Genomic DNA, 24850 nt, shown 5'->3' on the forward strand with positions numbered 1-24850 from the left:
TTATTTTTTTGTAAATTTAATTAGAGAACGGTAGTCGAATAACTGCCTACCAGGTGCACATCATGACCGAGTGTCTCTAATATTTTTATAACTTTACTCATACGAGGGTCGCTCTGAGCAGCCTCTGACTCTATTAAGAAACGATAAGTGCCTAGTTTTTTGCCTGTCGGCCTTGATTCAATCCATGAAAGGTTGATTGCCAGTGCCGAGAACACATTCAATATGGAAGAGAGTACACCAGGAAATTCATCATTAGGTGTAATTAACATCATTGTTTTCGTCTGCTCTGCCTCATTGATTATACCCTTACTTACAACAACAAAACGGGTATGGTTGGCTGAATGATCCTGAATCTCGCTATCGAGTATTTTCAAACCATACTCTTGCGCCACCATTTTAGAGGCAATGACCGCTGCTTCTTTGTCATTTGATTCCTTAATGGCTTGTCCCGCACCTGCCGTACTGTCTGTATATTCAATTTTAAAACCTTTTTGCTTAATGTACGCCCTGCACTGATTAACCGCTGGACTTATGGATCTTACCGTCTTAATATCTTCAATCGTACTCCCTTGATTTCCGCTCAGATGAAGCGAAACGGTAAAGATCAGATCTGCCTCAATATGCAGCTTATGCATCAGCAGACCATCAACGGTCATATGAATATTTCCTGCTATTGAGTTTTCTATTGGCACCATGCACTTATCGGCATCCCCATTACTTACAGCTTCCAAGACATCTGCTATCGATTCATACATGAGCCAGTTCGTTCCTTCAGGGAAAAACTGATGTGCCGCTTCCTCTGAAAAAGTACCTTTAGGTCCTAAATAAGCAACTTTCATCCTATTAACGCTCCTTAACTTTTTATACCATTATACCGTTAACGCTATCCTCATACCATTGCCCATGTAAGGCGATTCCGGAACGTTAGCATTCCTCTTTGCGGAATGGCTATAGTATTTTCGATAAAAAAGCTTGTGTCCGCTCATGCTTTGGATGATCGAACAGCTCAGAAGGCGTCCCCTCCTCCACGATTGAACCTTGCTCCATAAATAGAACGCGATGACCCACTTCACGCGCAAAGCCCATTTCATGCGTCACGATTACCATGGTCATCCCTTCAGATGCCAAACTCTTCATTACGGTAAGCACTTCGCCAACCATTTCCGGATCAAGCGCTGAAGTCGGTTCGTCGAACAGCATGATCGCTGGTCCCATTGCCAGAGCTCTAGCTATCGCTACTCTCTGAGCTTGACCGCCTGAAAGCGAGCTCGGATATTCCTTCGCTTTCTCACTTAAACCAACTTTTCGTAATAATTCATAAGCGATTTGTTCGGCTTTAGCCACTGGCCACTTTCGGACCTGTATGGGTGCGAGCGTTATATTATCAATGACCCTTTTATGTGGAAACAGATTGAACTGTTGAAATACCATGCCCATTTCCGCTCGAATCTCTGTTATTTTTGCTGTCCCACCCCTAATAGAACGGCCATCTACTCTAATCTCCCCACTCTCAGGAAGCTCCAATAAATTCATGCAACGCAGTAATGTAGATTTTCCTGACCCTGAGGGTCCAATTATAACAACAACTTCACCATGCTTTACGTTCATTGTCACATCGCGAAGCACTGTATTCGCACCAAATGATTTATTCAAACCTTCAACTTGAATGATCCATTCGTCACTCATCCCGCAACCCCTTTCTTCTCAAGATAGGCTAGAAGCTTGTTAAGCGAGTAGGTCAAAATTAAATAGATAAGAGCGGCAGTCAATAAGGGCTCCCATATGCGCAAATACTGACCACGCATAACATTGCTCCAATACATCAGTTCAGGGGCCGCAATAATAGCTACTAGTGAGGAATCTTTAACTAATACGATAAACTCATTGCCGAATGCTGGAATCATTCGTTTCACAGCTTGCGGAAGAACAACAAATCGCATCGCCTGCTTCTTAGTCATGCCAAGCGAAAAGGCAGCCTCTGTTTGCCCTTTATCTATGGACTGAATGCCCGCCCGAAAAATCTCTGCGGTATACGCAGCTGAATTGAGCATGAGCGCCGTTATTGCCGCAATAATGGGATGCGTTCCTCCAAGAATGACAGGAATCAATCCGAAATGTACAATTAATATTTGAACATAAAGGGGAGTTCCCCGAAAAAAATGTATGTAACCGTTCATCGGATAGCTAAGATACCACCGGTGTGACATTTTTCCAAAGCTAACCACTAGACCAAGAATAGAACCTAACACAATACCTAATATTGAAATTCCGATCGTTAGTAGAGTTCCTTTTAACAGGAGTGGAGCGTAGTCCACAATGATATCGAATCGAAAATCCAAGGACATTCACCCCCTTAGTTTGAGATGGATATTAAAAGATACGAAAAAGAGACATACGTAAATAAATACGCATGCCCCTCCGTTTATTTTGCTGCAAGGTTTTTCATATCCGGTTCTTCTCCGAACCATTTCTTGTATAGTTCCGTATACGTCCCGTTCTCAAGCACTGCTTTGATGGCAGGCTCCAGCTTCTTCTGAAGCTCACTACCCTTTGGATACAGAATACCGTAATATTCAGAACCAAAGTTAACCGGATCGAGAATGCCTTTGAATTTCTTGGTTGGATTATTTTTCATATATTCACGGACGATAGCAATGTCTGCTACAACAGCATCGACACCCTTGCTATCTAGCTCTAACAGCGCTACTGCATTGCTATCGTAGCGAACGAGCTTCGAATTGTCATTGCCCATTATGCCGGCCATCAGCGTCTCAGCCGTTGTTGAAAGTTGAACAGCGACCTTCTTATCCTTCAAATCGACTGCGCTTGTAATCGTGCTGTCTTCATTAACCAAGATCATATTCGTAGATTCAAAGTATGGGCTTGAGTAATCATAGGTTTCCTTGCGTTCATCGGTGATAGAAATGCTGGAAATGCCTCCATCATAGCTTTTGCCTGACTTTACTTCATTCAGCATTGGATCCCAACCGGTATTACTGATCTCATATTTCAGATTAGCTTCCTTCATAACCGCTGCTAGAAACTCGACATCAAAGCCTGTAATTTTGTCTTTATCCATAAACTCCATCGGTGCATAAGCCGCATCGGTTGCGAACTTGTATACTTTCTCTCCATCTCCAGAGCTGCACCCTGCAGCAGCTATCAATAGTAATGAAATCATAAGAACGGTAGTCCACTTCTTCATACCCTCACCAGCCTTTTCATTAAAAGTCTAGTCATATTGAGTTGCTCATCCCTGCCTTAGCAACTTCCAATTTAACAAGATTTTAACAGGAAAAGAGAAAAGCGACAATATGATTATTCATTTAAATGTAAGTATTAATAACATCATTAGCTTTTTTTATTTCAAAGGAGATAAAACAAAGAAATTATCTCTCATTTTTCTTACTTATAAAGGAATAGTGTTGTAAAATGTCGAAAACTGATTCATGCATAAAGAATGCTTTTGTATGGATAAAAACCATAATGAATGGATCTATAGAGACATGATGAGGATGAAATAAATAAATTGGAGATTTTTAAAAATCAGAAAAAGCATGTTAAACCGATCTTAATAAAAGGATAATTGATTACAATTAAAAGGAGATCTCAAATGAGCGATTACCCTAAAGACATTAGCCGTTTTCTTGCTACGGTAATGCGAATAACAGGAATTAACGAAATAGAAAGCAGCGTAGAAAATCTAGAACCCATAGATAATGAGCTTTTAAAACGATCACAATTTGCACATTTACCTCATGCCGCACTATATCGAACAAATGGCGGGCTTGAAAATGAGGTGTTAATCCAGTTTCAATTTTCTATTGATAAATCTATAGAGGGATTGGATGCATTAGAGTTTATATCGTGGTTTATTAGGGACAGTGCCAGAGGAGGGAATAAAATACAAATATGTCCATTTGCACTTCCGCCTGAAACACCACTAGGCAGACAGCTAGGGACCACGTTGAGCTTTCATATTGATGTATTTATTGATAATGTGTTGGAGTCACTAGAGCCTGCCTTTATGAAAATAAAGGAGATAGACCTTTCATTAAATCAAGCCATACAGTTATATCAAATTCCTGTGAAGACTTAATGTAATAAGCTTTTACTTTCCCTTATTAGAAAACCCAGAGAATGTACACTATAAGAAATGCTGTTCAGTCTCTGGGTACTCTTCGTATCAACCCTTCGGCTTAACTATAAGCGAAGCCAGGAAGGAGAAAATAATCGCAGCGGAAATACCTGCGCTGGTTACTTTAAATATGCCTGTAATAATGCCGATTCCGCCATCCTTTTTCAATTCCGTCAAAGCCCCGTGAACAAGCGCGTTACCGAAGCTTGTAATGGGAACCGATGCACCTGCACCGGCAAATTCAACTAATGGCTCATAAAGACCCACACCATCTGCGATGGCTCCCGCTACAACCAACAGAACCATAGTATGCGCAGGATCGAGCTTAAATACATCAAAACAAATTTGTCCGAATAAACAAATCGCTCCGCCGATAACAAAAGCCCACAAAAAAATCATGCTTGCTTCCCTCCGCTTTCGATCGATACTGCATGCGCGATGCAGGGAATCGTTTCTCCTTGTTGAAAAGACAGGGGTGATAGTAAGGCGCCAGTCGCGACGACTAAAATCCGATTCAGCTCTTTATTTTTAACTTTTTTCAACAAATGCCCATAAGTAACAACAGCAGAACATCCGCAGCCGCTTGCGCCTGACTGAACCGTCTGTTCTTCATAGTTGTAAATCATCATCCCGCAATCCTTATATTCGGTCTGTTGCATCGGGATATTATGTTTTTTAAATAAATCGCAAGCAATTTGATAGCCAATTTTGGAAAGATCTCCAGTTACAATCATGTCATAATGTCCAGGCTGTATTTTCAAATCACGGAAGTGCGCTTGAATGGTATCTACTGCGGCAGGCGCCATCGCTGCTCCCATATTGAAAGGGTCGGTTAAGCCCATGTCAATTACACGGCCGATTGTCGCTGAAGTGACATATGGCCCTTCACCATTACGGGATACTACACTGGCTCCAGCCCCCGTTACTGTAAACTGAGCAGTAGGCGGTTTCTGCGACCCATACTCCGTCGGATAACGAAATTGCTTCTCTACAGATGAGTTATGGCTGGAAGCACTTGATAACGCATATTTGGCTGAGCCCGAATTAACAAGATTGGCTGCTAATGCTAAGCTTTCCATAGAGGTGGAACAGGCTCCAAACATACCGATATAAGGAATCGCCAAGGTTCTTGCAGCAAAGCTCGTGCTGATGATCTGATTCATCAAATCACCGCCGAGATAAAAGTTAATTTCTTCATTCGTCAATCCTGCATTCTCAATGGCTAGCTTGGTCGCTTCCTCGAGCAAAGCTCTTTCTGATTTCTCCCAGCTATCTTCTCCCATTCGTAAATCATCGTGAATTACATCAAAATCCTTCGCAAGCGGGCCTTGTCCTTCAAAAGGACCGACAACGCTTGCGGCTCCAAGAATAGTTGGCCGATTCTCAAAAACCCAGCTTTGATGACCCTTCAGCATATGCGTTACCCTCCCACTGCAGCAGGATTAAATATCCAGTGAAAAATACCTACAAAAAATGCCGCAACCGTACCAAAAACTATAACCGGACCCGCAATTTCAAACATTTTACCGCCAACTCCAAGAACAAAGCCTTCACTTCGATGCTCTAGTGCAGCAGAAGCCATCGAATTGGCAAACCCCGTAACGGGTACTGCGGTGCCTGCTCCAGCCCATTGCGCGATTTTATCATACACACCCAAACTGGTTAGAATAACAGAAATGATGATTAATACCGCAACCGTGGGATCGCTAGCCTTTTTCTCTGCAAAGCCTGCCCAATGAACAAACATCTCTTGAATGATCTGACCAAGGAAACAAATCGCACCTCCAGATATAAAGGCTCGAACACAGTTTTTCCCTACGCTTCTCGAAGGCTCCCGCTTCTTTGCCAGCTCCTGATATTCCTGCTGAGCCGGGGTGAGCTCATTTTTCTTATTTGCCATGTGTAAGTACCTCCTTGACCGTAATAGGCAGAAAACGTGAACGCTGAGAATTTTGTCGTTTTCTACAACAGCACATGAAGATTATGTGTCAAAATGGATGGGATAAACCGGACAATCGTTTCCCTCAATAGGGATGTTTTTGGTTAATTGGTTGCTAGTTGTATAAGCGGAAATCATTGCAGACGCATATTACTAACCATTTGATGGAACATTAAGTCTTAAACAGAAAAACAGCCATGCAGATTTTCTGCACGGCTGTTTTTCTCCCACTTATCTATTTAGCATTTACTTTACTCATAAGCCCGTATTTCAACGATTTCTGCATAAGGGCATCCATTAGTAGCTTCAATTACAACACGTATCTTATTTGTACGGGTAGGCTCCAGCTGATGAGTCCGTTTACGTTTCCTATTGTCCGTCTCATGCAGCAGTACCTTCCACTGCTCATCAACAAAAGCCTCAATCCGATAATCCTTCACCAGCTCAGGAATAACTTCAAATGGTGTCCGATGGTGATGCAAATTTATGAGATCCTCATTCACATCATCATTGAAGGTAATATGGATGTCTGTCAGGCACACGGAGGAATCCCACTCTAAAGAAAGCCACTCTGGCTTATTACTCTCCATTCGATTAGAAACCCATGTATGAGGGCCGGCATAAGGTCTGGTGTAACCATCAATAGCAGATAGCGCTTCATATGCTGCAGTCTCAGGGAATACTTTGAAGCAGAAAGGTGTTCTGTTTAGAGCTTTCATTTGCCAAGCCATGGTCTGCTGCGTATCCGTGAAGCTGGAGAAATCAGCCGATGAATCGATCTTGTTCTCGAAGCACAACACCCCGTAAAGCGGTGTGTCGGACGTATACAATTGCAGCTCTGGGTTCGACTGAATCACAACAAATAAGTTCATCGTTTCTTCCGTCCGATAATCAAGCGCAAAATCAACCCACTGCTTCGTTCCCTGCGTTACTTTCATTGTGTGCTTGGAGATAAGTCCCATTGGAATATAGTTTTCTTTCTTTCCGGTAGAATGAATTTCAATCGTCATTTCTGTATTCGCCAAAGCATCAACAAGCAGAGAAAGCTTATTCAGCTCCACTGTGACTGGGAACGTTATACCCACCGGGTTAAGCAAAGAATAACCCTCACACGCATCATCTATATGCACGTTTCTCATCGTACTTGATGCAGACGCTTTCGCTATTCTCCCTAAATCTCCGGCATCTTCATTTCGAATACCAATAACGGACGCATCTTGTCTAAGCAGTGTTTGCTGCAGCTCCGCAAGATGAGACTGACCTAGCTCTCTTGGCGTAATTCCCTTCCTAGCAGCGAGCGCAGCACCCGTTCCCGCCGCTTCTCCCATTACCGCACAAGTTGCCATTACTCTAGTCGTGCCAAAAGCAACATGCGTCGCACTAACATTTCTGCCTGCGAATAATAAATTATTAACATTGCACGAATATAGCGAACGGAATGGAATGTGATACGTGCCGTCTGCGTGGAAGTGCTTGGAGCCGCTCTCTTCCGCGTACATTCCTTTGGGCGGATGCAAATCGATGGACCAGCCTCCGAATGCTACACGATCCTCGAATTGCTCTTGCGCTACGATATCATTCTGATTGAGAATATAATCACCGACAAATCTCCTGTATTCCCGTTTGCCAGGAAGAGAACCTACCCATTCCAAAGTCATATTATCCGCTTCAAACTTTCCTGAGTTCTTAATATAATCCCAGATTCCATAAATAACGGACCATAGCTCATCACGTATTCTCTCATTCTCATGAACGGTATCCAGCTCTCCGCCCCATTCAATCCACCAGTAATGACAGCCCGAATCTCCGCTTCGCATCACCCGACGTACCGGTATGGAGGTTTGGGAGATATCTTTGGCGAAGCTCGGCGGGATATATTTGACTGGATGGCCTGCATCCTTTGTATAAAATAAAATCGTGCTACCGAGTGTAATGTCATCCGCAACCTCAGGAGCCCAATCCTCCTTGAATTCATACTGCGCTTCACGGCCAATTCGATACTTTGCCCCTGCTAGAAAACCTACCAAACCGTCCCCGGTACAATCAAGAAACATTTTGCTCTCAAAGCGAATTTTGCGTTCAGATCCCATCATCCAACCTGTCACGGAATGAATTTGACGATCCTCCTCTGAACCTGTTGCCTCAACCTCATGAACATCCGTATTGAGGAATAGCTCAATATTTTCCTCCGCTTTAACGGCTTCTAATAGGATTAGATCCCAAAGATAAGGATTGCCATCAGGATTGCGATACTGATTCTCTACGAACAATTCACCCATAATACCCGTTTCTCTGGCATAACGATTCACACCATGCCCTGTAGCCCCGCATACCCAAACGCGCACCTCGCTGCTGGAGTTTCCGCCCAACACAGTCCGGTTCTGAACCAAGGATACGGTCTGTCCCAGTCTTGCCGCAGCAATGGCAGCGCAAACGCCAGCTAGCCCGCCTCCAATGACGGTTACTTCTGTCTTGATGTTCTCAGATCGCATGTCATCACGCTCCTATTCTGTATGAGTGGTCAGCCCTTAACTGCCGAGCCGGATATGCCCTGAATAATATATTTTTGACCTATTATAAAGATCAGGATCATAGGGATGATCGCAGCGGTTGCAGCAGCCATCATGCCATTGTAATCGACGTTATTTTCCAATATGAAATTTTGCAAGCCAAGTGGAATCGTATACAAATTCGGGCTGGATAAAAATACGAGCGCATTCTCAAAGTCATTCCAATGCCACGAGAAATCGATAATCGTAAAGGTAGCTAGTGCTGGCTTTGCTAAAGGCAGAACAAGCTTAAAGAAAATACGAAAATGACCGGCACCATCTATAAAAGCAGATTCTGTAATTTCCTTCGGAATGCTCATAAAAAATTGCCTTAGCATAAACACGCCAAAAATCGAGAACAAGCCCGGCAGTATAAGCGCCCAATGAGTGTTGTAAATATGCATCCAGTTAAACATGATAAACTTAGGAACGAAAATAACCTGTGGCGGTATCATCATCATGGACAAGTAGACGAGGAACATTGCATTCCTGCCTCTAAACTCTATCCTTGCAAAACCGTATGCAGCGAAAGCGGACAGAAACACTGCTCCGGCTGTGCTGATAATGGAGATTTTAAGAGAGTTCAAATAATAGGTAATGAAGTTATAGTTACCTGTCCAAATCCGTTCATGGCTTCTCCAATCAAGCTTAGAGGGCAGCCATCTCGTAAATACTTCGCTTGGACTCTGCAGGGACGTGCTGACCATCCATAGAAACGGAAGTATCATGAACACGCCGCAAACGAGCATGAGTACAGTTAACGGCATCTTGGTTTTAACAGAGCTGGCTAGATTGTTCATTGAAAACTCCCCTTTCTAATAGTGGACCCAGCGCTTCTGACTGATCCATTGAATGACGGTTATCCCCATAATGATGGCAAATAAGAACCATGAAATCGCCGAGGCATAACCCATCTCATAATAGCTGAAGGCTGTTTTGTAAATGTATAGCGACAAAATCGTCGTACTGCCGCTAGGGCCGCCTTGTGTGATCGCTTGAATTAAGGAGAATGATTTCATCGTCATGATTAAGCCCGTAATGAGCAGCATAAATGTAGTCGGACTAACAAGCGGCCATACAATACGCCACGTTATGGTCCTGCTCTTTGCTCCGTCTATCTTTGCTGCTTCCAGCAGCTCCGGCGATACTTCTTGAAGGGCAGCAAGATAAATAATCATGTTGTAGCCTAACAAGAACCATATCTGTATGATGTCGATCGCATACATCGCAGTTTCGGTATCTGCGAACCAGCCTGGCGGCGATACAATGCCTATCCAGCGGAGAATTTCATTGATCGGTCCTTGAGAGGGTTGAAACAACAGCATCCAAACAAATGCAACAGCTACCCCGCTAGAAATGTAAGGGAGAAAAAACATCCCCCGCAGCAGCCCTTTCAAATAAACATTCTTATTCAGAACGAGGGCGACGACAAAGGCCAGTCCAAGCGATACTGGAACGGAAAGAAGGAATATTGCCGTATTCTTTATGGCGTTATAAAACTGTTCATCCTGGAACATTCGCTTAATATTGTCCATGCCCGTGAACGAAACATTGGGATTCGAGAATTGATAATCGGTAAAAATCAGTCCAAAAGAGAACAATGCAGGCACGACGAAAAATAACAATACTCCCAGCATATTCGGAAGAATAAACACATACCCCAACCAGCTTTGCTTGCGCAGCCAGCTTGTTTTATTCATAACAACCCGCCTTTCTTAGTTCACCGATAAAAAAAAGTAAGAAGGACTAGGCCGCTCCTTCTTACTCTCTTTGCGCAGCTTATTTCTTGATGAATTGGTTGTGCCGCTCTGCCATGTTTTTCAACGTCGTGTCGATATCTTGCTTGTTAAGAAAATACTTCTCATATTCTTCTTTGCGCGCATCGATAACTTGCTGAGGCACGTTAAGCTGGAATGATTCAAATTGACCGAATACCACTTTATTTAGTGAATCCCGATCATAGTTTTCTTCATATCCTTTTAGGAGCAAATCGATGGCTTCCGTGCTGTCTACACTCTTGGATGATGGAATTCGTCCACCTGGAGCCATAGGCAGCATTCCGCCATCAGCATACCATTTCACAAACTCCCAAGCCGCTTCTTGATTTTTGGATTTCGCATTAACGGAAAGCACGTCGCCCAATCCGCCTGGATATTTGAAGTTTGTTTGATCCTTGGAGATACGCGGAATTGGAGCAAAAGCAATTTTGAAATCATGCGGGAAATCGACTAGATTGTTCGCATTACGGAAAATAAATTCGCCAGCTGTCAGCATTGCTGTCTCGCCTTTTAGGAACATCGTATCAACCGGCATCTTGCTGGTCAGCTGCTCACCATATTCCGGAGTCGATTTATCCTTGAACATCATGTTGTGCAGGATTTCAAACCCCTGCTTCCAGTAAGCATTATCGAAGTTGGATGTGCCGTCTGCTTTCACATACCCGTCTCCGCCAATTGTGCCGTCGAATTGAGCAGTAAATGCAGCCTCATGCTGGAGGAGGCCCCATACATTAGGTTGTTTCAATTTCGCTGCATATTCCTGTACGTCGGACCATGTCCAATCTAGTGAAGGAATAGGCAGACCCGCAGCATCAAGCATATCTTTGTTCAACCAGATGAATGCCATGTTTTTCTTTGTAGGCATGCCGTAATATTTATCATTAATCATCCATTGCTTAGCATCAGGACCCATTTGTTCATCAATGTTATAATCCGTCTTTGCGCTCATATCTACGGCTACACCAGCGTCTATTCTCTTTTGAAGACGAGAGAGGGTGTAGTTCATATAAATATCTGCGTCTTGCCCAGCAATCAAAGCGGTATCCAGCTTTAAGTTGCCTGCATCGTCATTAACGAACCGTACATATTCCACTTGTACGTTTGGATTCTTCGCATTCCATTCATCAACAACCGCTTGAGGTCCCGCTTCAGCAGGTACGCCGCCCCATAACGTAAGCTTAATCTTCTTAGTTGATGTGCCGTTGCCGTCTGTTGGCGTTTCTGAAGCATTATTATTGTTGTTCCCACCGCATCCAGCGATCAGAACCATGACAAGAATAAGAGAAAGTGCACTCATCAACAGTCTGTTTCTTTTCATTTATTTGCCCCCTAGAAACTTGTTTAATTGCTTAGTTAAATCTTATCACCGGGCATTAGGCGGGGTAAGGAACGTTATTTGGCGATTAATGATACATTTTTTGGATCATTTATTTTGCTCTTTGCGATATTCGCTTGGCGTCATGCCGCACCATCGTTTAAATATTTTAATAAAATAGTTGTCATTCTCGAATCCTACTTGCCTCGCAATCTCACCCACCGATTGGCTAGTTTCCACGAGCAGCATCTTTGCTGCCTCAACTCGGCGGTTCTGTACATAGTGAATAAATGTTTGACTCGTTTTTTTCTTAAACAAATCACTCACATAGCTTGCATCCATAGAGATGAGCTCAGCTACACGCTTTAGTGTAATTTCCTCCGAGTAATGCTCCTCAATATGCCTAATAATTTTATTCATTTCAGGATGATCAGTCGGCTCAGACATATTTTTCTTCGGAAACCACTTGGCTGCCTTTCTTAATTGTTCGCGCTGCTCTAGTTCTAGGGCTACCTTCTCCAGCGCCTGCTTCAATCCGCTCACATCCATCGAAAGCTTAAGTAAATAGCTGGACGCCCCGAACTCCAGCGACTGCCTCGCATACTCAAATTCATTCATACAGGTGAGCATGACAAACCGGCAATCAAGCCCTTCTTTCCGCACAGACTTCAGCAGCTCTACTCCGTCCATCACAGGCATATCAATATCGGAAATGACCACGTCTGGCTGTAATTCTCGAATCATCTGCAACGCTTCCTCGCCGTCATTAGCAGTCGCTACAATGTCAAAGGGAAGATTAGCTTTGCTCATCAGCTTGCTGAGACTTGCTCTTGCATGCTGTTCATCATCAACGATCAATACGGTCCACATCACCGTCAGCCTCCTTTAAATAGGGTTTCGATAACAATAGCGGGAGATGCATCATGACCCTGGTTCCCTCATCGGATGATGCAAGAGACAAGCCCGTACTCTGATTTTTGAAGAGCAGCTCCAAGCTTTCTCGGATATTTTGAACACCGATGCTTTTCCGCTTACGGAATACCTTCTTCTCTTTGGCGCGTTCTACACCTACCCCATTGTCCGCCACTTCAAGATACAGAAGATCATGTTTTGCCTCCGCTTTGATTTCAATACGGCCGTCACTCCGTGTCTGGCCAAAGCCATGTATAATCGCATTCTCTACCAGCGGCTGAAGACAGAATTTTGGAATCAGCGCATATTTCAGCTCATCACTTACCTCATAGCTGACTGTAATATGACCGCCGAAGCGCGCGCTTTGTATGCGCATATAGGAATCTATAAGCGCAATCTCATCCTTCAACAAGATAAGATCAACCTCTACATTCAATGTCGTTTCTAATATTTTCCCTAACGAAACACAGATTTCATAAATATCATCCTCATCCTTCTCGAGCGCAATGCTTTTAATAACATTAAGCGTATTCAGGAGAAAATGCGGGTTCATCTGAGATAAGAGAACCTGAAAGCGGACGACCTGCCTCTGCCGTTCCTCTAATTGAAGACGTTCCATTAAACCATTTATATCGTCAATCATTGTATTGAAGCTTCGAGTGAGTGCAAGAATTTCACCACGCCCTTGCTCTGGCAGTTTTACCTTGAGGTTAGTCTTGACCGATATTTCCATCTTCCGCTGCAGCGTTTTTAGAGGGACGGTAATCGTTGAAGAGATAAAATAGGTCATCATGACAAATACGAGCGTAATCAGTCCAAAAATGATAAAAAAGCGTTTTTTCAACGTTTCCACTTCTTCAAACAGCAGTGACAAGGGCACCTTTTTCACGATAAACCCATTTAACTGGGCAATACGGCTGAAGGTATATAATACCTTCTCGTCTTGACTAACAATTGAAGCTGATGCAGAGGGCTCTTTGACGTCGAGCATAGCTGATAAAATCACAGGATCAATCGCTTCATCGGCATCAGATTGCACCATTGATCTTCCTGTATGATCTAATAAATAATAAATGCCTTCGCGCTGCCTATCTCTCATCACCTTGTTGAACCATTGCTCGTAATCGATGCTGATACGGGCATACGCATACTCTTTGAGATTCTCATCGCGGAGCATCTGATAGAGACTAAGCATATTCTGATTGGGTTTAATAACAGTACTTACATAATTGGTATCGCTTGCATTCCAAATGTAGCGTTCCCCTTCATTGGAGGAAAGCTTCTTTACCCATGCTTCGTTGGTAATCGAGGAGTAATTCAGTGGCTCACGAGGAGCAAAGGAGGTATAAGCGTAGCCATGTTTATCTACCAGCGTATAATACACAGTTGCGCCAGTTAGGAAGAAGCTGTTCTCAATGCTTGCGAACTTGTTCTCCACCAGCTCCTTCCGTCTTAACGGATCTTGTTGCTCCGGATTTTTCATAACCGAGCGAATAGTGGCATCCTGCTCTAATAACAGACCTGTCTTCATTACTAGTCCGAGTACATCTAGGAAAGACTTCTCGATATCAAGAAGCTGATCCTGGTTTTTGGCGGAGGCTTCCTCCTGCAGAACTCTTTCCGTTTCACTGAAATTATAGATGACTAATAAAACGAATGGAGCTAACACTAATAGCAAAAAAGCCATCAATATTCTGTTTTTGAACGTTTCTGGAGTTAAGCCTCTAATCCATTTGTTCACGCGATATACCCCCAAGTGCTCTCATCTTTTTAAAAATCGATTTGACATACCTCTCAACATAACGCGAATAGCTCCTAGGAGCAAGCCTGAAAATAGAGCGGATAAATCTCCTTCGTCATGACATAGGCAAATTGTTTGACATAATTGGAAAGATTGCATATCATATGAGCAAGTGTTCATATAACGAAATGGAAGAAGGCTGTTTTATGAATGAATATCGCATAAAAGGTCTTTCATGCGGTGGCTGCGCCCAGCGAATGGAGGAAGAAATTAAACAATTAGAGCATGGCGAGGACGCTAAGCTCAGCTATAACTCAGGAAAGCTAACCGTTAATCCTAAAATTTCCATGACTGCGGTTAACAAAATATTGAAATCTGACCACGCCTATATCGAAAAGAGCTTAGCAGAAAATACAGACCACGCCCATCATAATCATAAGCATGGTCATGAGCACACTCACACTCATAAGCATAATGCTCATGATCACGAGGGACATAGCCATGATGACCATGACGGACATGATCACAGTCATGGCGGCAGCAGCTCGAAGATGTTAACCCTGCTGCTGGCATCCGGGGTCATCTATGTCGCAGCCCTGCTGTTAGATGGTGTGCTCGACAAGCAAGCTACGATACTCCTTTATTTAGCTGCTACTATTATTAGCGGTTATACAACATTCTTTCGAGGCTTGAAAAATTTAATCAAATTAAAGTTTAATATCGATACATTAATGACTATTGCGCTAGCAGGCGCAATCTCGCTTGGCGAGTGGAGGGAAGCTACACTCGTTGCTGTTCTTTTTGGAGTGAATGAGCTGCTTGAAGGTTATGGCATGGAGAAGGCTCGCCGTTCCATGGAGGCATTGCTTCAAGTAGCCCCTAAGGAAGCAGTGAAAGTAGAGAACGGCAGGGAATCAATTGTTCCCATCTCTTCCCTTCAAATCGGTGATTTAGTGAAAATAAAGCCCGGTGAAAAAATCCCTTCAGATGGCGTTGTCTCCGAAGGAAAAAGCTCTGTCAATGAAGCCGCTATTACAGGTGAATCACTCCCCGTTGAGAAATCAGCTGGAGAGCCGGTATATGGCGGAAGCATCAACAACGAAGGACTTCTGTTTGTACGAATAGATAAAGCCTATCAGGATTCATCCTTAGCTAAAATCCTTCATCTCGTTCAGGAAGCGCAAGAAACGAAAACACCAACTGAATTATTTATTAATAAATTTGCTAAGTATTATACACCGCTGATTATGATCGTTGCTGCTCTTGTTATGCTTGTCCCCCCTTTGCTCTTCCAAGGCGATTGGATGACATGGCTTTATCAAGGGTTGGCCGTATTAATTGTGGGATGTCCCTGCGCTCTCATCCTATCTTCACCCATTGCAATCGTATCCGGTATCACAAGAAACGCAAGAAACGGTGTACTAGTCAAGGGCGGGGTGTTTCTAGAGCAGCTTGGGAGAACCGATACGCTTGCTTTTGACAAAACAGGAACATTAACGAAAGGCGAGCCTCATGTGGCTCAGCTTGAAATCTATGATGAGGAACGCTTCTTCATCATTGCAGGAGCTATTGAGAAATCCTCTTCTCACCCGCTCGCGAGAGCCATTATGAAAGAAGTAGATAAAAGAAACTTAAGTGTCCCACAGCCGGATGAAATTCAAACCGTGACAGGCAGCGGGATGAAAGCATTGATTCATGGTGAAGCTTACTGGCTTGGTAATGAAAAAAGCATTCAGCATCTTAACATTCCGGCTCCTATTCAAAGTCGTATTGATGCGTTAAAAGAGGAAGGGCTTACTCTTGTAATCGTTGCAGACCAACATCATGTTCTCGGTATGTTCGGAATTGCAGATGAAATTCGTGAAGAAAGCCGGGCCGTTATTGCAGCCTTGCACAAGCTGGGTATAAAACGTACGGTCATGCTGACAGGCGATCATCAGAAAACAGCAGAGAGAGTCGCTTCAGCTGTTGGCGTTTCTCAATTTTACGGAAATCTGCTTCCTGAGGATAAAGTAAAAAGAATTAAAGAGCTTTCCCTTGATCATCATGTAGCAATGATCGGTGACGGCATTAATGATGCGCCCGCTCTTGCCTCTGCTGGGCTTGGCATTGCGATGGGCAAAGGAACCGACAGCGCCATTGAGACAGCCGATATCGTCTTGATGCAGGATCATTTAGGCAAGCTGCCGGAGGCTGTCTCCATCGCCAAAAAAGTAAATCGTATTATTCGTTTCAATATTAGCGTGTCACTTGGACTCAAGCTGATCGCATTGTTGCTGACTATTCCCGGATGGCTCACCCTATGGATTGCCATTCTCTCCGATATGGGAGCTACCATATTTGTTACGCTGGTTAGTTTGACGATATTGATCAGCAGAAAAAAAGGATTGCATTCACAATAGTTGAATAGCAAAAAAGCCGATAGATTGCTTCTATCGGCTTTTTACTGCTTATCCTTATTCAAGGTTGTTTTCTTTTGTTTTCTCTGCTTTCTCATCCGTCTCCATTAGCCCTTTTGCTCCTTTTCTAAACTCTGCCAACGTTGCACCGATCGCTCTCCCCAATTGAGGCAACTTGGATGGTCCGAATAGCAGCAAGCCTAAAATAACAATTAAAATAATACCCGTTATACCTATATTCATCGGCATCTCATCTCCCCATTCCTGCCTAACTTTAGAAATTCACTAGCAAAGCTGTTACATACATCAGCAGTATTCCAAGCGTTAGACTAGAGAGGTTAAGCCACGAAACCGATGGGGTTCCTGCAACCTTCGCATCTCTAGCAATCATTTTGAAAATAACATAAATAACTTGAACAATGGCACCGGCTCCAATGCCGAAAAATAATGCCGCCAAGGTTTGATTAAATACGAATCCACCGATCCATGTGCCAATAATCGCTGGAGCTCCACCCAAAAGGGCTAAAGCCAAAAAAGTTTTAAACGTCGGCCTGGATTTTAAAAGCGGCGCAGCAATACCAATCCCTTCCGTTATGTTATGAAGGGTAAAGCCAATAATAAGAAATGAACCTAATGCAGCTTCGCCCGCAGCGAAAGCAGCACCAATTGCCAAACCCTCACCTAGATTATGAAGGCCTATTCCTCCGGCTATTTTGAAGGAAACTCTCTTACCATCATTCTCACCTTTTACAGTCTTTTTCGATTTCGTCTGATCGACAGCAAGCAGGAATAAGAAGCTTAATAACGCTCCGAACCATACCAGGCCAGTGCCTTGAAACACACCCGGTGCTTCCGCTCCTAGTTCTAACCCCTCTTGAATGGTATCAACCGTAAGGAAGAATAAAAGCCCCACTGTAAATGCCATGACAGCTTGAATGCCTCTTGAAGAGAAACGCCGCATGAAGGGATACCAGAGCAGCCCCAGACCAACCGGAACCACACCCACATAAAAGCCGATTAACGAATATTGCAAAAAGCGATTGGTATCTGCGGTAGGTGTTTTCATAGCAGCGGCTACATCACCGATAAAAATTAATCCGTTTGAAGTAATAAGCTTAATTTCATGAGGATCCCCCTCCACCCAAGGATAAGGGATATAGATCGTAGAAGTTCCAAATCGTTCAAGGGTTGAACTAGTCGAATAGGAAGCGTTCCAGAAAGAATCATCAACTAGTACTTGTGCTACGGTTAATTCCTTAGGTCCAGAATTAAGAATATGAACCTCAAATCCATCATCCGTCAAAAGGATACGTTCGAAATTGAGAACTTCAATTGGAGCAGCCTGCTGTTCTTTTACACCAGTTCCCCATGTTGAGATAAAAAAAATCAAACCTGCCAGTAGTAGAAGCGGTAATGCGCCTAATAACCAAAGAACTGTTTTATTCGTATTTCCATTCCATTTTTCGGTCTCCACATCATACGCCTCCTCTCGCTACTCGACCTCAAAGAATCCCATCCATCCAAGCTCCGTAAACTCACTTTGGTGAGCGTGGAACATATATTTTCCGGGACTCGGAAATGATACCTCGATAATGCCCCTTTCGCCTTGGCATTGCATAATGGTATCTGTATATTGCGGTCTTGCGTCAGGATCAGCTCCAGTAGGGTAGTAGTGGAAGAAGTTAGCATGCAAATGAAAGGAGTTAATGGGGTCAAATTCTGTAAAATTGCTTAAGTAGATACGAATCATTTCTCCTGTTTTCACCTTGATAGGCCTTGATTGATAAGCAAATGCGTAACCGTTAACGGTATAAATCTCATTCTCACCATCTAAATCCAAATCAAAGCCATTCATAATCATACTGAACTCTTTTGCCGGTTTTCTTGGTTTCTTTGGATCAATGATGACGTGGCCATACAAGCCCTTATGAATATGTCTCGTAAGCGGCGGCACATGACAGTGATAAGGTTGAAGCCCTGCTGGCCTCGCTTCGAACTCATAGATAAATTCTTCCCCCGTTAGAACAGGCTCAAGTCCATCCATATTCGTAGGGTGTATGCCATGGAAATGAATAGAGTGAGGATGCGACGAGCCGTTCCCGAACTTAATGCGTATGATATCTCCTTCTGTGCAGCGTAATGTCGGACCGGGGATCGTACCGTTAAACGTCCAGCCTGGAAATTTAATTCCCTTCGCGATCTCCACCTCAGCATCCCATACTTGTATATCGTAATCTCTAACAGTTCTTCCATCCGAAGCTGTACTGATAACACCGTAGTCGAATGTGGTCAAAGCTTTCACTGCTGCTTCCAGTCCAGTAGTAGACTCCGTTCCCGGGTCGTACCCATGTGCCATTCCATGTTTCATTTGATCCATTAATGTATGATGCGTGTCGTCCTTACCCATTGTTTGTGTAGACTTGCCGAATAGCGTGCTTGGATTGATAAAACTACTTCCGATCACACCTAAAATGCCTGCTGCTCCAAATTTAAGAATGCTTCTCCTTGAAAATGGACGATTAGGATCAATTGCCATTTGTCACACACCCCCTTGTTAATAAGGGAAATATTTTGCCCTTATGCAAAATAATTAATAAAAAATTTTTATTTTCCTTAGGGACAAAAAGTTTACCGAAGGAAACTTTTTGACTTGAATAAAATATATGATACCGTAGGCTCTTTGTAAAGTGTTTTTTACGATGGCATGTCTATCTTGATTTCATATCCATGACGAAATCCTGTTCTTGAAAAACACCTTTGCCTGTGATATCATACAGAACGAACGTTCAGTATTATTTTGCGATGATTAGCTTCATGCTTGACCATAGAATCGGAGTGATGCAAATGAACAAAAAGCAATTACAAAGCGAATCAACCAAAAAAAGAGTTGCCGATGCCGCAAGAGCGTTGTTTGTTCAAAAGGGGTACAAGGCAACCTCCATTGAAGATATAGTAGATGCCACAGGAAGCAGTAAAGGAAACATTTATTATCATTTTAAAAGTAAAGAAGGACTTTTTCTTTATTTAATTGATGAATGGGACCGTGAGTGGGAAATGAACTGGATGGAAAGAGAATCCATGTACAAAACAACAACAGAGAAACTTTACGGCATAGCTGAACAAATGGTTCTTGATGATTTAAGTCATCCGCTCACTAAAGCAGCCGATGAGTTCTTTAATAATGAAGAAAAAACAACAGATGTTCAAGATCGAATTGGCGAGATGGTAATTAGGCATCTTACATTCAATCAAAAACTAATGCAAGAAGGTATTGATAACGGAGAATTCAGGCAAGATAATGCGGAAGGTCTAGCTGTTGTACTTGAAAGCTTAATTATTGGACTCAGCCAAATGACTCGAAAATCAAAGCCGGAAGATATCCTTCAAACCTATAATTTAGCGATCAAAATATTTCTTCACGGAATTGCAAAAAGCTCCGATTGATGAGTAGCGGCGATTAAACTGCTTCTCATTCAGAAGCAGTTATTGCAAGCTCCGATAGTCGTTCCCATTTTATAGAACGAACATTCAGTATATATCTGTAAATCTTTTCCGAGTACTGCTATCTTCGCCCTTTACTCGTCTATCCCTATTATTTTGCTACACTCACTTGAAGGAGCTTACATCATGTCATTATTACTTCGTAACAGGGGCGCAATTCTGCTGCTCATGCTCAACATCTTTTTAGTTTTTACCGGTATTGGGCTTATCATCCCTATCATGCCAACGTATATGAATGAGCTTCATATTACTGGCAGTCTTGTCGGCTTGCTCGTTGCTGCTTTTTCATTAACACAGCTTATTTTCTCTCCAATCGCGGGCAGGCTAAGTGATACCATTGGGCGGAAAAAGATGATTGTTATCGGTATGATCATCTTTGCCGTCTCAGAGCTGCTTTTTGGAGTAGCCTCTGCTCCTATCCTTCTCTTCGCTTCTCGCTTGCTTGGAGGAATCGGTGCTGCTTTCATTATGCCTTCTATCATGGCTTACACAGCAGACGTTACCAGTAACGAAGAGAGAGCCACCGGTATGGGTTATATTAATGCCGCCATCACAACCGGTTTTATAATTGGTCCAGGAATTGGCGGATTTATTGCTGAATACGGCATACGAGTTCCTTTCTTTGCAGCGGCAGTCGCAGGTGCTATTGCTGCACTTATTACCATTTTCATTCTGCCTGAGTCAACCAAATCAGAAACACCGATAATATCCAATGCTACTCCAGTCAAAAAGCAAAGTCTGGTTACACAGCTTCTGCATTCCTATCGTGAGCCTTACTTTTTGAGCTTGATCATTGTGTTTGTCGCATCATTTGGTTTAGCTAACTATGAGACGGTATTTAGTCTCTTCGTCGATCATAAGTTCCAATTCACACCTAGAGATATTGCTTATATCATTACATTTGGTTCCATTGCCGGGGCGGTTGTGCAAGTAACCCTATTCGGTTGGTTATTGAATCGCTTCGGTGAGAAAAAGGTCATTTCCTATTGCTTGATCATCGCCGGGATTTTCGTATTAATGACCATCTTTGTCAATAAATATTGGATGATTTTTGTAGTAACCTTTATCGTGTTCTTGGCGATTGACATTTTACGTCCGGCAATCGGTACGCAGATGTCCAAGATGGCCCAAGACCAGCAAGGATATGTAGCGGGCTTAAACTCGGCATACACCAGTCTTGGGAATATCGCCGGACCTATCGTTGCAGGCTTTCTCTTCGATATCAATATCAACTTCCCGTATATCGCAGCATTCTTCATTTTAGTTTTATGTTACCTGTTATCAAGAAGAGCAAGACGAGTCGTGCAAATTTCTTCCTAAAATGATGAAGATGCTCCTTTTTGAGAATCATTCATTAAAGCCCTAATTCTTATACATCTCAAATGCGAAGTCCCGATAGGATTTTCTTATCGGGACTTCTATTGATCATCATCCGCTGAATCGGGATGGAAATGATTATCCATTCCGATTCAATTTCTTCTCAAGCAAGGCTGTTTCTTCCTCAATCCGACTGATATCCAATCGTTCAAATAATAAAGCCAGATTACAGATTTCTTGTTCCGCACCAACGTAAGACGGATGCCATTGCGGTTGTTCAAGCGACAAGAACCCTCTTATCTTTTCACATGAAAACGGAATAAACGGATTTAATAAATTTGCTGCATTAGCAATGATCTGCACGCATGTATACAACGTCTGACCGCAAGCACTTCTATCTTCTTTCACAGTAATCCAAGGTTTTTGTTCATCAAAATATTTATTAGCCTGCCTTATATAAGAAAAGATAAGCTCAATTGCCTCCTTCATATTTCCTGACTCTATGAGCTTGCCTGACTTTATATATAATGCTTCAATATGGTCCTCCCATTCCACCGAAAGCTCTCCATGGGGTACTTTACTGTCAAATGACTTCACTATAAATGCCAAAGTACGATTTACGAAGTTCCCATATGCGCCAAGCAACTCCCCATTATGGCTATAGATGAACTCTCTCCATGAAAAGTCAGTATCCCGCTTCTCTGGACCATTAGCTATCAGAAAATACCGTATAGAATCTGGATCGTACCGACTAATGATATCAGGAACCCAGACTGCCCAGTTCCGACTCGTCGAGAACTTTTGTCCCTCTAGTGTCATATATTCGCAAGCTATTACTTTATCGGGCAGGTGAAGATCGCCTACTCCCAGAAGAATCCCTGGCCAAATCAATGTATGAAACGGTACGTTATCTTTACCATGAACATAATAAGCAGTTATATTAGCTTGATCCTCCGACCAAAATATCCCCCATTTATTCCCTGTTTCTGCTGCCCACTGCTTACTTGCTGATAAATATCCGCATACTGCTTCAATCCATACGTAGATTTTCTTATCTTCAAATCCATTTATAGGCACATCAATCCCCCACGTTAAATCCCTTGTAGCCGCACGATCTTGAAGCCCTTCTTTTAAATATCGACTGGTCAAATTAACGGCATTTTCTCTCCACCCCGAAGCTTTAGCTGCGAACTGTTCCAATTCTTTTTGAAATTTCGATAAAGCAAGGTAATAATGCTCCGTTGGTCGTTCAACTGGCGTAGTTCCGCATAGCTTACAGCTTCTGTCCAACAAATCGGACGGGTCCAACAAGGTGGAGCAATAATCGCACTGATCCCCTCTTGCACGCTTTCCGCATTTGGGACAGTTGCCTTCTACATATCGGTCTGGTAAAAACCGTTGATCTACCTCGCAATAGGTTTGCAGGATTGTTTTTTTATACAAATGTCCGTTTTCTAGAAGCTTTAAAAAAATTTCTTGCACCACCTCATGATGAAAGGGCTGGTCTGTGCGAGTGTATAAGTCGTAAGAAAATCCTAATTGATTAAAGCAATCTACAAACTCCTGATGATATCGATCTGCGAAATCCCCCGGCGTTATACCTTCTTGGGCTGCTTGAACAGCTACTGGAGTTCCATGACAATCACTTCCAGAAACGTATAATACTTTTTCTCCTTTTGCACGAAAATATCTTGCCAGTACATCCCCAGGCAGCAAGCTTGCCAACCGACCTAGATGCAAGGAGCCGTTAGCATACGGCCAAGCACCCCCGATAAAAATGTTCGCCATCTTTTTTCCTCCTTTTTTAGACAACAAAAAACCCTCATCCCAAAAGGGACGAGAGTTATCTCACGTGTTACCACCCAAATTCATTAATGCCTTACGGCATTGACCTCTTCGGGTACGACGCTGCTTAGCGTTTATACCCTAGCACGTTAACGGATGCGGGTTCCGGCGCAGCCTACAACCTCATGAGGTTTCGATGCGCAGCTCTGAGACCATATTCCCACGGTTATTCTTTACTCCTTTTCAGCTGCCGGAGCTCTCTGTAAAAAGACTTTACCGCGGTACTCTTTCTCTTCTTAGCTTTTCTAAATATTCAAGTTATTGGATATATTACTGAACACTATATACAAAGTCAAGTATAATTTATACCACTTGCTTACGCTTCATGTTCCAATAAAGAAGCATTGTGAAAGCAGCTGACAAGACGATCGTCAATGTAATCGCTGCATATGGATACAAAATAGGTATGCCGAATAGGTTAATTGTTTTGAATGTAGCAAACAAATCATAAACAATCATGATATTGGTGAAGCTGAAGTCAAAAAGGATGTTCCATGATTTAAGATCTATTTTGAAGATGCTATTAATGGCAATTGGCAAGGCAAAGATAAAGCCCGAGATTAAAAATGAGAGAAGTGTATTTCGACATACTGCTGATATTAACAATACGAGCAGAGCAAGACCTAAAGCGGCCAGTGTGTGCATGCCAATTTGTACACCGATAAAGGACAATAAATCAAAATCATAAGGTGAATAGCGATATTGAAACAATTGCTGAAGCGGCGATTTCCATCCCCCATTGCCATAAGCAACAATGCGATACACTGAATTGTATACTACCCATAAACCAATTACGAAGATCACGTAAATGAACGAAGCGATAATTTTTGCTGACACATCTCGCGTTCTCCCGTATTTCGAGCTGAGATGGAACTGATCCATCCCGGTAGCATATTCATTCGAGAAGATGGAAGCTAGGCCCACGAGTATAAGTGCTCCACTGAGCAAAACTCCGAATATCTTTACAAAATCAATCATTTCAGCAGGGGCGCGATTATAGTATAATTTATCGAATTCTAATTGCTCCAGCATGCTGAGCTCAAGCTTCGTTTCACGCTGAGCAACTTGATTTTCACTATTCAGGTGTTGTTTTAATTCCTCCATACTCGCTTGTCGACGCTCTTCTAGCCCTACCAGTTGACTTATATTCTCATAAACGGCCAGCTTACCTTTTTCTTCCTCCGTTAGGCTTGAATGCTCATCCCATTTCTTCATCAACGCAGCATGCTCAGCTTCTGCACGTTCAATCTTCTCTTGGGTCAACTGCCCTTCCCAATCCTTATAATACGAAGAATTATTGGTTATTCGCTGGGCATTTAAGCTTATTGAGATAAGTCCAATTAAGACAATAAGGACAATATAAATACTTTTTTGACCAAAAATCTTTTGCAGCTCAAACTTTAGTAATGACTTCAT

General features: G+C 42.8%; 22 protein-coding genes and 1 other annotated feature. Of the genes, 4 read left to right on the forward strand and 18 right to left on the reverse strand.

Annotated elements, in window-relative coordinates; all coding sequences use genetic code 11:
• Positions 1 to 20: 20 nt before the first annotated feature.
• The 4 genes from pheA to AC0YOD_RS21760 form a co-directional block, all read right to left on the reverse strand.
• The gene (gene pheA / locus AC0YOD_RS21745) at positions 21 to 839 is read right to left on the reverse strand and encodes a prephenate dehydratase (RefSeq protein WP_475801435.1); all 819 of its coding nucleotides are present in this window, start codon (positions 837 to 839) and stop codon (positions 21 to 23) included.
• Between the two features lie 109 nt (positions 840 to 948).
• On the reverse strand, positions 949 to 1671 hold the full coding sequence (locus AC0YOD_RS21750; RefSeq protein ID WP_475801525.1) for an amino acid ABC transporter ATP-binding protein: 723 nt from the start codon (positions 1669 to 1671) through the stop codon (positions 949 to 951).
• An 11-nt stretch (positions 1672 to 1682) separates the two neighbouring features.
• Positions 1683 to 2339, reverse strand: coding sequence for an amino acid ABC transporter permease (locus AC0YOD_RS21755; RefSeq protein WP_475801436.1), 657 nt, complete (start codon positions 2337 to 2339; stop codon positions 1683 to 1685).
• Positions 2340 to 2422: 83 nt separating this feature from the next.
• A complete protein-coding gene (locus AC0YOD_RS21760) occupies positions 2423 to 3205 on the reverse strand; it encodes a basic amino acid ABC transporter substrate-binding protein (protein ID WP_475801437.1) in 783 nt (260 codons plus the stop codon).
• A gap of 408 nt (positions 3206 to 3613) precedes the next feature.
• Here AC0YOD_RS21760 and AC0YOD_RS21765 point away from each other — a divergent pair, with 408 nt between their 5' ends.
• Positions 3614 to 4099 (forward strand): hypothetical protein, encoded by a 486-nt coding sequence (locus AC0YOD_RS21765; protein ID WP_475801438.1) that lies wholly within the window; start codon positions 3614 to 3616, stop codon positions 4097 to 4099.
• A gap of 87 nt (positions 4100 to 4186) precedes the next feature.
• Here AC0YOD_RS21765 and spoVAE read toward each other — a convergent pair whose 3' ends face one another.
• The 9 genes from spoVAE to AC0YOD_RS21810 all read right to left on the reverse strand — a co-directional run bounded on the left by spoVAE (position 4187) and on the right by AC0YOD_RS21810 (position 14372).
• On the reverse strand, positions 4187 to 4537 hold the full coding sequence (spoVAE, locus tag AC0YOD_RS21770; RefSeq protein WP_475801439.1) for a stage V sporulation protein AE: 351 nt from the start codon (positions 4535 to 4537) through the stop codon (positions 4187 to 4189).
• Positions 4534 to 5553 (reverse strand): stage V sporulation protein AD, encoded by a 1020-nt coding sequence (spoVAD, locus tag AC0YOD_RS21775; protein ID WP_475801440.1) that lies wholly within the window; start codon positions 5551 to 5553, stop codon positions 4534 to 4536. The genes spoVAE and spoVAD overlap by 4 nt, the downstream gene beginning before the upstream one ends.
• A 5-nt stretch (positions 5554 to 5558) precedes the next feature.
• Positions 5559 to 6038, reverse strand: a complete 480-nt coding sequence (gene spoVAC, locus AC0YOD_RS21780; RefSeq protein ID WP_475801441.1) for a stage V sporulation protein AC — start codon at positions 6036 to 6038, stop codon at positions 5559 to 5561.
• Between the two features lie 290 nt (positions 6039 to 6328).
• Positions 6329 to 8569: an FAD-dependent oxidoreductase gene (locus AC0YOD_RS21785; RefSeq protein ID WP_475801442.1), complete on the reverse strand. Its 2241-nt coding sequence runs from the start codon at positions 8567 to 8569 to the stop codon at positions 6329 to 6331.
• Positions 8570 to 8598: 29 nt separating this feature from the next.
• Entirely contained in the window at positions 8599 to 9426 is an 828-nt protein-coding gene (locus tag AC0YOD_RS21790; RefSeq protein WP_475801443.1) for a carbohydrate ABC transporter permease, read from the reverse strand.
• A gap of 15 nt (positions 9427 to 9441) precedes the next feature.
• On the reverse strand, positions 9442 to 10326 hold the full coding sequence (locus AC0YOD_RS21795; RefSeq protein ID WP_475801444.1) for a carbohydrate ABC transporter permease: 885 nt from the start codon (positions 10324 to 10326) through the stop codon (positions 9442 to 9444).
• 79 nt (positions 10327 to 10405) lie between these two features.
• The gene (locus tag AC0YOD_RS21800; RefSeq protein WP_475801445.1) at positions 10406 to 11722 is read right to left on the reverse strand and encodes an ABC transporter substrate-binding protein; all 1317 of its coding nucleotides are present in this window, start codon (positions 11720 to 11722) and stop codon (positions 10406 to 10408) included.
• 105 nt (positions 11723 to 11827) lie between these two features.
• Positions 11828 to 12589: a response regulator transcription factor gene (locus AC0YOD_RS21805; RefSeq protein WP_475801446.1), complete on the reverse strand. Its 762-nt coding sequence runs from the start codon at positions 12587 to 12589 to the stop codon at positions 11828 to 11830.
• A complete protein-coding gene (locus AC0YOD_RS21810; RefSeq protein ID WP_475801447.1) occupies positions 12567 to 14372 on the reverse strand; it encodes a sensor histidine kinase in 1806 nt (601 codons plus the stop codon). The genes AC0YOD_RS21805 and AC0YOD_RS21810 overlap by 23 nt, the downstream gene beginning before the upstream one ends.
• Positions 14373 to 14578: 206 nt before the next feature.
• Here AC0YOD_RS21810 and AC0YOD_RS21815 point away from each other — a divergent pair, with 206 nt between their 5' ends.
• Complete coding sequence (locus tag AC0YOD_RS21815) at positions 14579 to 16774, forward strand: heavy metal translocating P-type ATPase (RefSeq protein WP_475801448.1); 2196 nt, start codon at positions 14579 to 14581, stop codon at positions 16772 to 16774.
• 54 nt (positions 16775 to 16828) lie between these two features.
• Here AC0YOD_RS21815 and AC0YOD_RS21820 read toward each other — a convergent pair whose 3' ends face one another.
• The 3 genes from AC0YOD_RS21820 to AC0YOD_RS21830 are packed head-to-tail and all read right to left on the reverse strand — an operon-like array spanning position 16829 to position 19307.
• Positions 16829 to 17014, reverse strand: coding sequence for a twin-arginine translocase TatA/TatE family subunit (locus AC0YOD_RS21820; RefSeq protein ID WP_475801449.1), 186 nt, complete (start codon positions 17012 to 17014; stop codon positions 16829 to 16831).
• Between the two features lie 31 nt (positions 17015 to 17045).
• A complete protein-coding gene (locus AC0YOD_RS21825; protein ID WP_475801450.1) occupies positions 17046 to 18245 on the reverse strand; it encodes a ZIP family metal transporter in 1200 nt (399 codons plus the stop codon).
• 18 nt (positions 18246 to 18263) lie between these two features.
• Positions 18264 to 19307 (reverse strand): multicopper oxidase domain-containing protein, encoded by a 1044-nt coding sequence (locus AC0YOD_RS21830; protein WP_475801451.1) that lies wholly within the window; start codon positions 19305 to 19307, stop codon positions 18264 to 18266.
• A gap of 308 nt (positions 19308 to 19615) precedes the next feature.
• Here AC0YOD_RS21830 and AC0YOD_RS21835 point away from each other — a divergent pair, with 308 nt between their 5' ends.
• Both AC0YOD_RS21835 and AC0YOD_RS21840 read left to right on the forward strand, forming a co-directional pair.
• On the forward strand, positions 19616 to 20215 hold the full coding sequence (locus tag AC0YOD_RS21835) for a TetR/AcrR family transcriptional regulator (RefSeq protein ID WP_475801452.1): 600 nt from the start codon (positions 19616 to 19618) through the stop codon (positions 20213 to 20215).
• Positions 20216 to 20398: 183 nt separating this feature from the next.
• On the forward strand, positions 20399 to 21592 hold the full coding sequence (locus AC0YOD_RS21840; RefSeq protein WP_475801453.1) for an MFS transporter: 1194 nt from the start codon (positions 20399 to 20401) through the stop codon (positions 21590 to 21592).
• A 135-nt stretch (positions 21593 to 21727) separates the two neighbouring features.
• Here AC0YOD_RS21840 and metG read toward each other — a convergent pair whose 3' ends face one another.
• Positions 21728 to 23377, reverse strand: coding sequence for a methionine--tRNA ligase (gene metG, locus AC0YOD_RS21845; protein ID WP_475801454.1), 1650 nt, complete (start codon positions 23375 to 23377; stop codon positions 21728 to 21730).
• A 41-nt stretch (positions 23378 to 23418) separates the two neighbouring features.
• Positions 23419 to 23681 (reverse strand) — a binding site (T-box leader).
• Between the two features lie 56 nt (positions 23682 to 23737).
• Positions 23738 to 24850, reverse strand: coding sequence for a hypothetical protein (locus tag AC0YOD_RS21850; RefSeq protein WP_475801455.1), 1113 nt, complete (start codon positions 24848 to 24850; stop codon positions 23738 to 23740).

This window comes from Paenibacillus sp. J31P13 (genome assembly GCF_056269295.1).

Excerpts from the sequence above, each read along its gene's own strand:
- metG (WP_475801454.1), bottom strand. The coding sequence starts at position 23,377 with ATGGCGAACATTTTTATCGGGGGTGCTTGGCCGTATGCTAACGGCTCC.
- AC0YOD_RS21765 (WP_475801438.1), top strand. The coding sequence starts at position 3,614 with ATGAGCGATTACCCTAAAGACATTAGCCGTTTTCTTGCTACGGTAATG.
- AC0YOD_RS21830 (WP_475801451.1), bottom strand. The coding sequence starts at position 19,307 with ATGGCAATTGATCCTAATCGTCCATTTTCAAGGAGAAGCATTCTTAAA.
- AC0YOD_RS21805 (WP_475801446.1), bottom strand. The coding sequence starts at position 12,589 with ATGTGGACCGTATTGATCGTTGATGATGAACAGCATGCAAGAGCAAGT.
- AC0YOD_RS21835 (WP_475801452.1), top strand. The coding sequence starts at position 19,616 with ATGAACAAAAAGCAATTACAAAGCGAATCAACCAAAAAAAGAGTTGCC.
- AC0YOD_RS21840 (WP_475801453.1), top strand. The coding sequence starts at position 20,399 with ATGTCATTATTACTTCGTAACAGGGGCGCAATTCTGCTGCTCATGCTC.
- spoVAE (WP_475801439.1), bottom strand. The coding sequence starts at position 4,537 with ATGATTTTTTTGTGGGCTTTTGTTATCGGCGGAGCGATTTGTTTATTC.
- AC0YOD_RS21820 (WP_475801449.1), bottom strand. The coding sequence starts at position 17,014 with ATGAATATAGGTATAACGGGTATTATTTTAATTGTTATTTTAGGCTTG.
- AC0YOD_RS21760 (WP_475801437.1), bottom strand. The coding sequence starts at position 3,205 with ATGAAGAAGTGGACTACCGTTCTTATGATTTCATTACTATTGATAGCT.
- AC0YOD_RS21785 (WP_475801442.1), bottom strand. The coding sequence starts at position 8,569 with ATGCGATCTGAGAACATCAAGACAGAAGTAACCGTCATTGGAGGCGGG.
- spoVAD (WP_475801440.1), bottom strand. The coding sequence starts at position 5,553 with ATGCTGAAGGGTCATCAAAGCTGGGTTTTTGAGAATCGGCCAACTATT.
- AC0YOD_RS21850 (WP_475801455.1), bottom strand. The coding sequence starts at position 24,850 with ATGAAGTCATTACTAAAGTTTGAGCTGCAAAAGATTTTTGGTCAAAAA.
- AC0YOD_RS21790 (WP_475801443.1), bottom strand. The coding sequence starts at position 9,426 with ATGAACAATCTAGCCAGCTCTGTTAAAACCAAGATGCCGTTAACTGTA.
- AC0YOD_RS21800 (WP_475801445.1), bottom strand. The coding sequence starts at position 11,722 with ATGAAAAGAAACAGACTGTTGATGAGTGCACTTTCTCTTATTCTTGTC.
- pheA (WP_475801435.1), bottom strand. The coding sequence starts at position 839 with ATGAAAGTTGCTTATTTAGGACCTAAAGGTACTTTTTCAGAGGAAGCG.
- spoVAC (WP_475801441.1), bottom strand. The coding sequence starts at position 6,038 with ATGGCAAATAAGAAAAATGAGCTCACCCCGGCTCAGCAGGAATATCAG.
- AC0YOD_RS21795 (WP_475801444.1), bottom strand. The coding sequence starts at position 10,326 with ATGAATAAAACAAGCTGGCTGCGCAAGCAAAGCTGGTTGGGGTATGTG.
- AC0YOD_RS21815 (WP_475801448.1), top strand. The coding sequence starts at position 14,579 with ATGAATGAATATCGCATAAAAGGTCTTTCATGCGGTGGCTGCGCCCAG.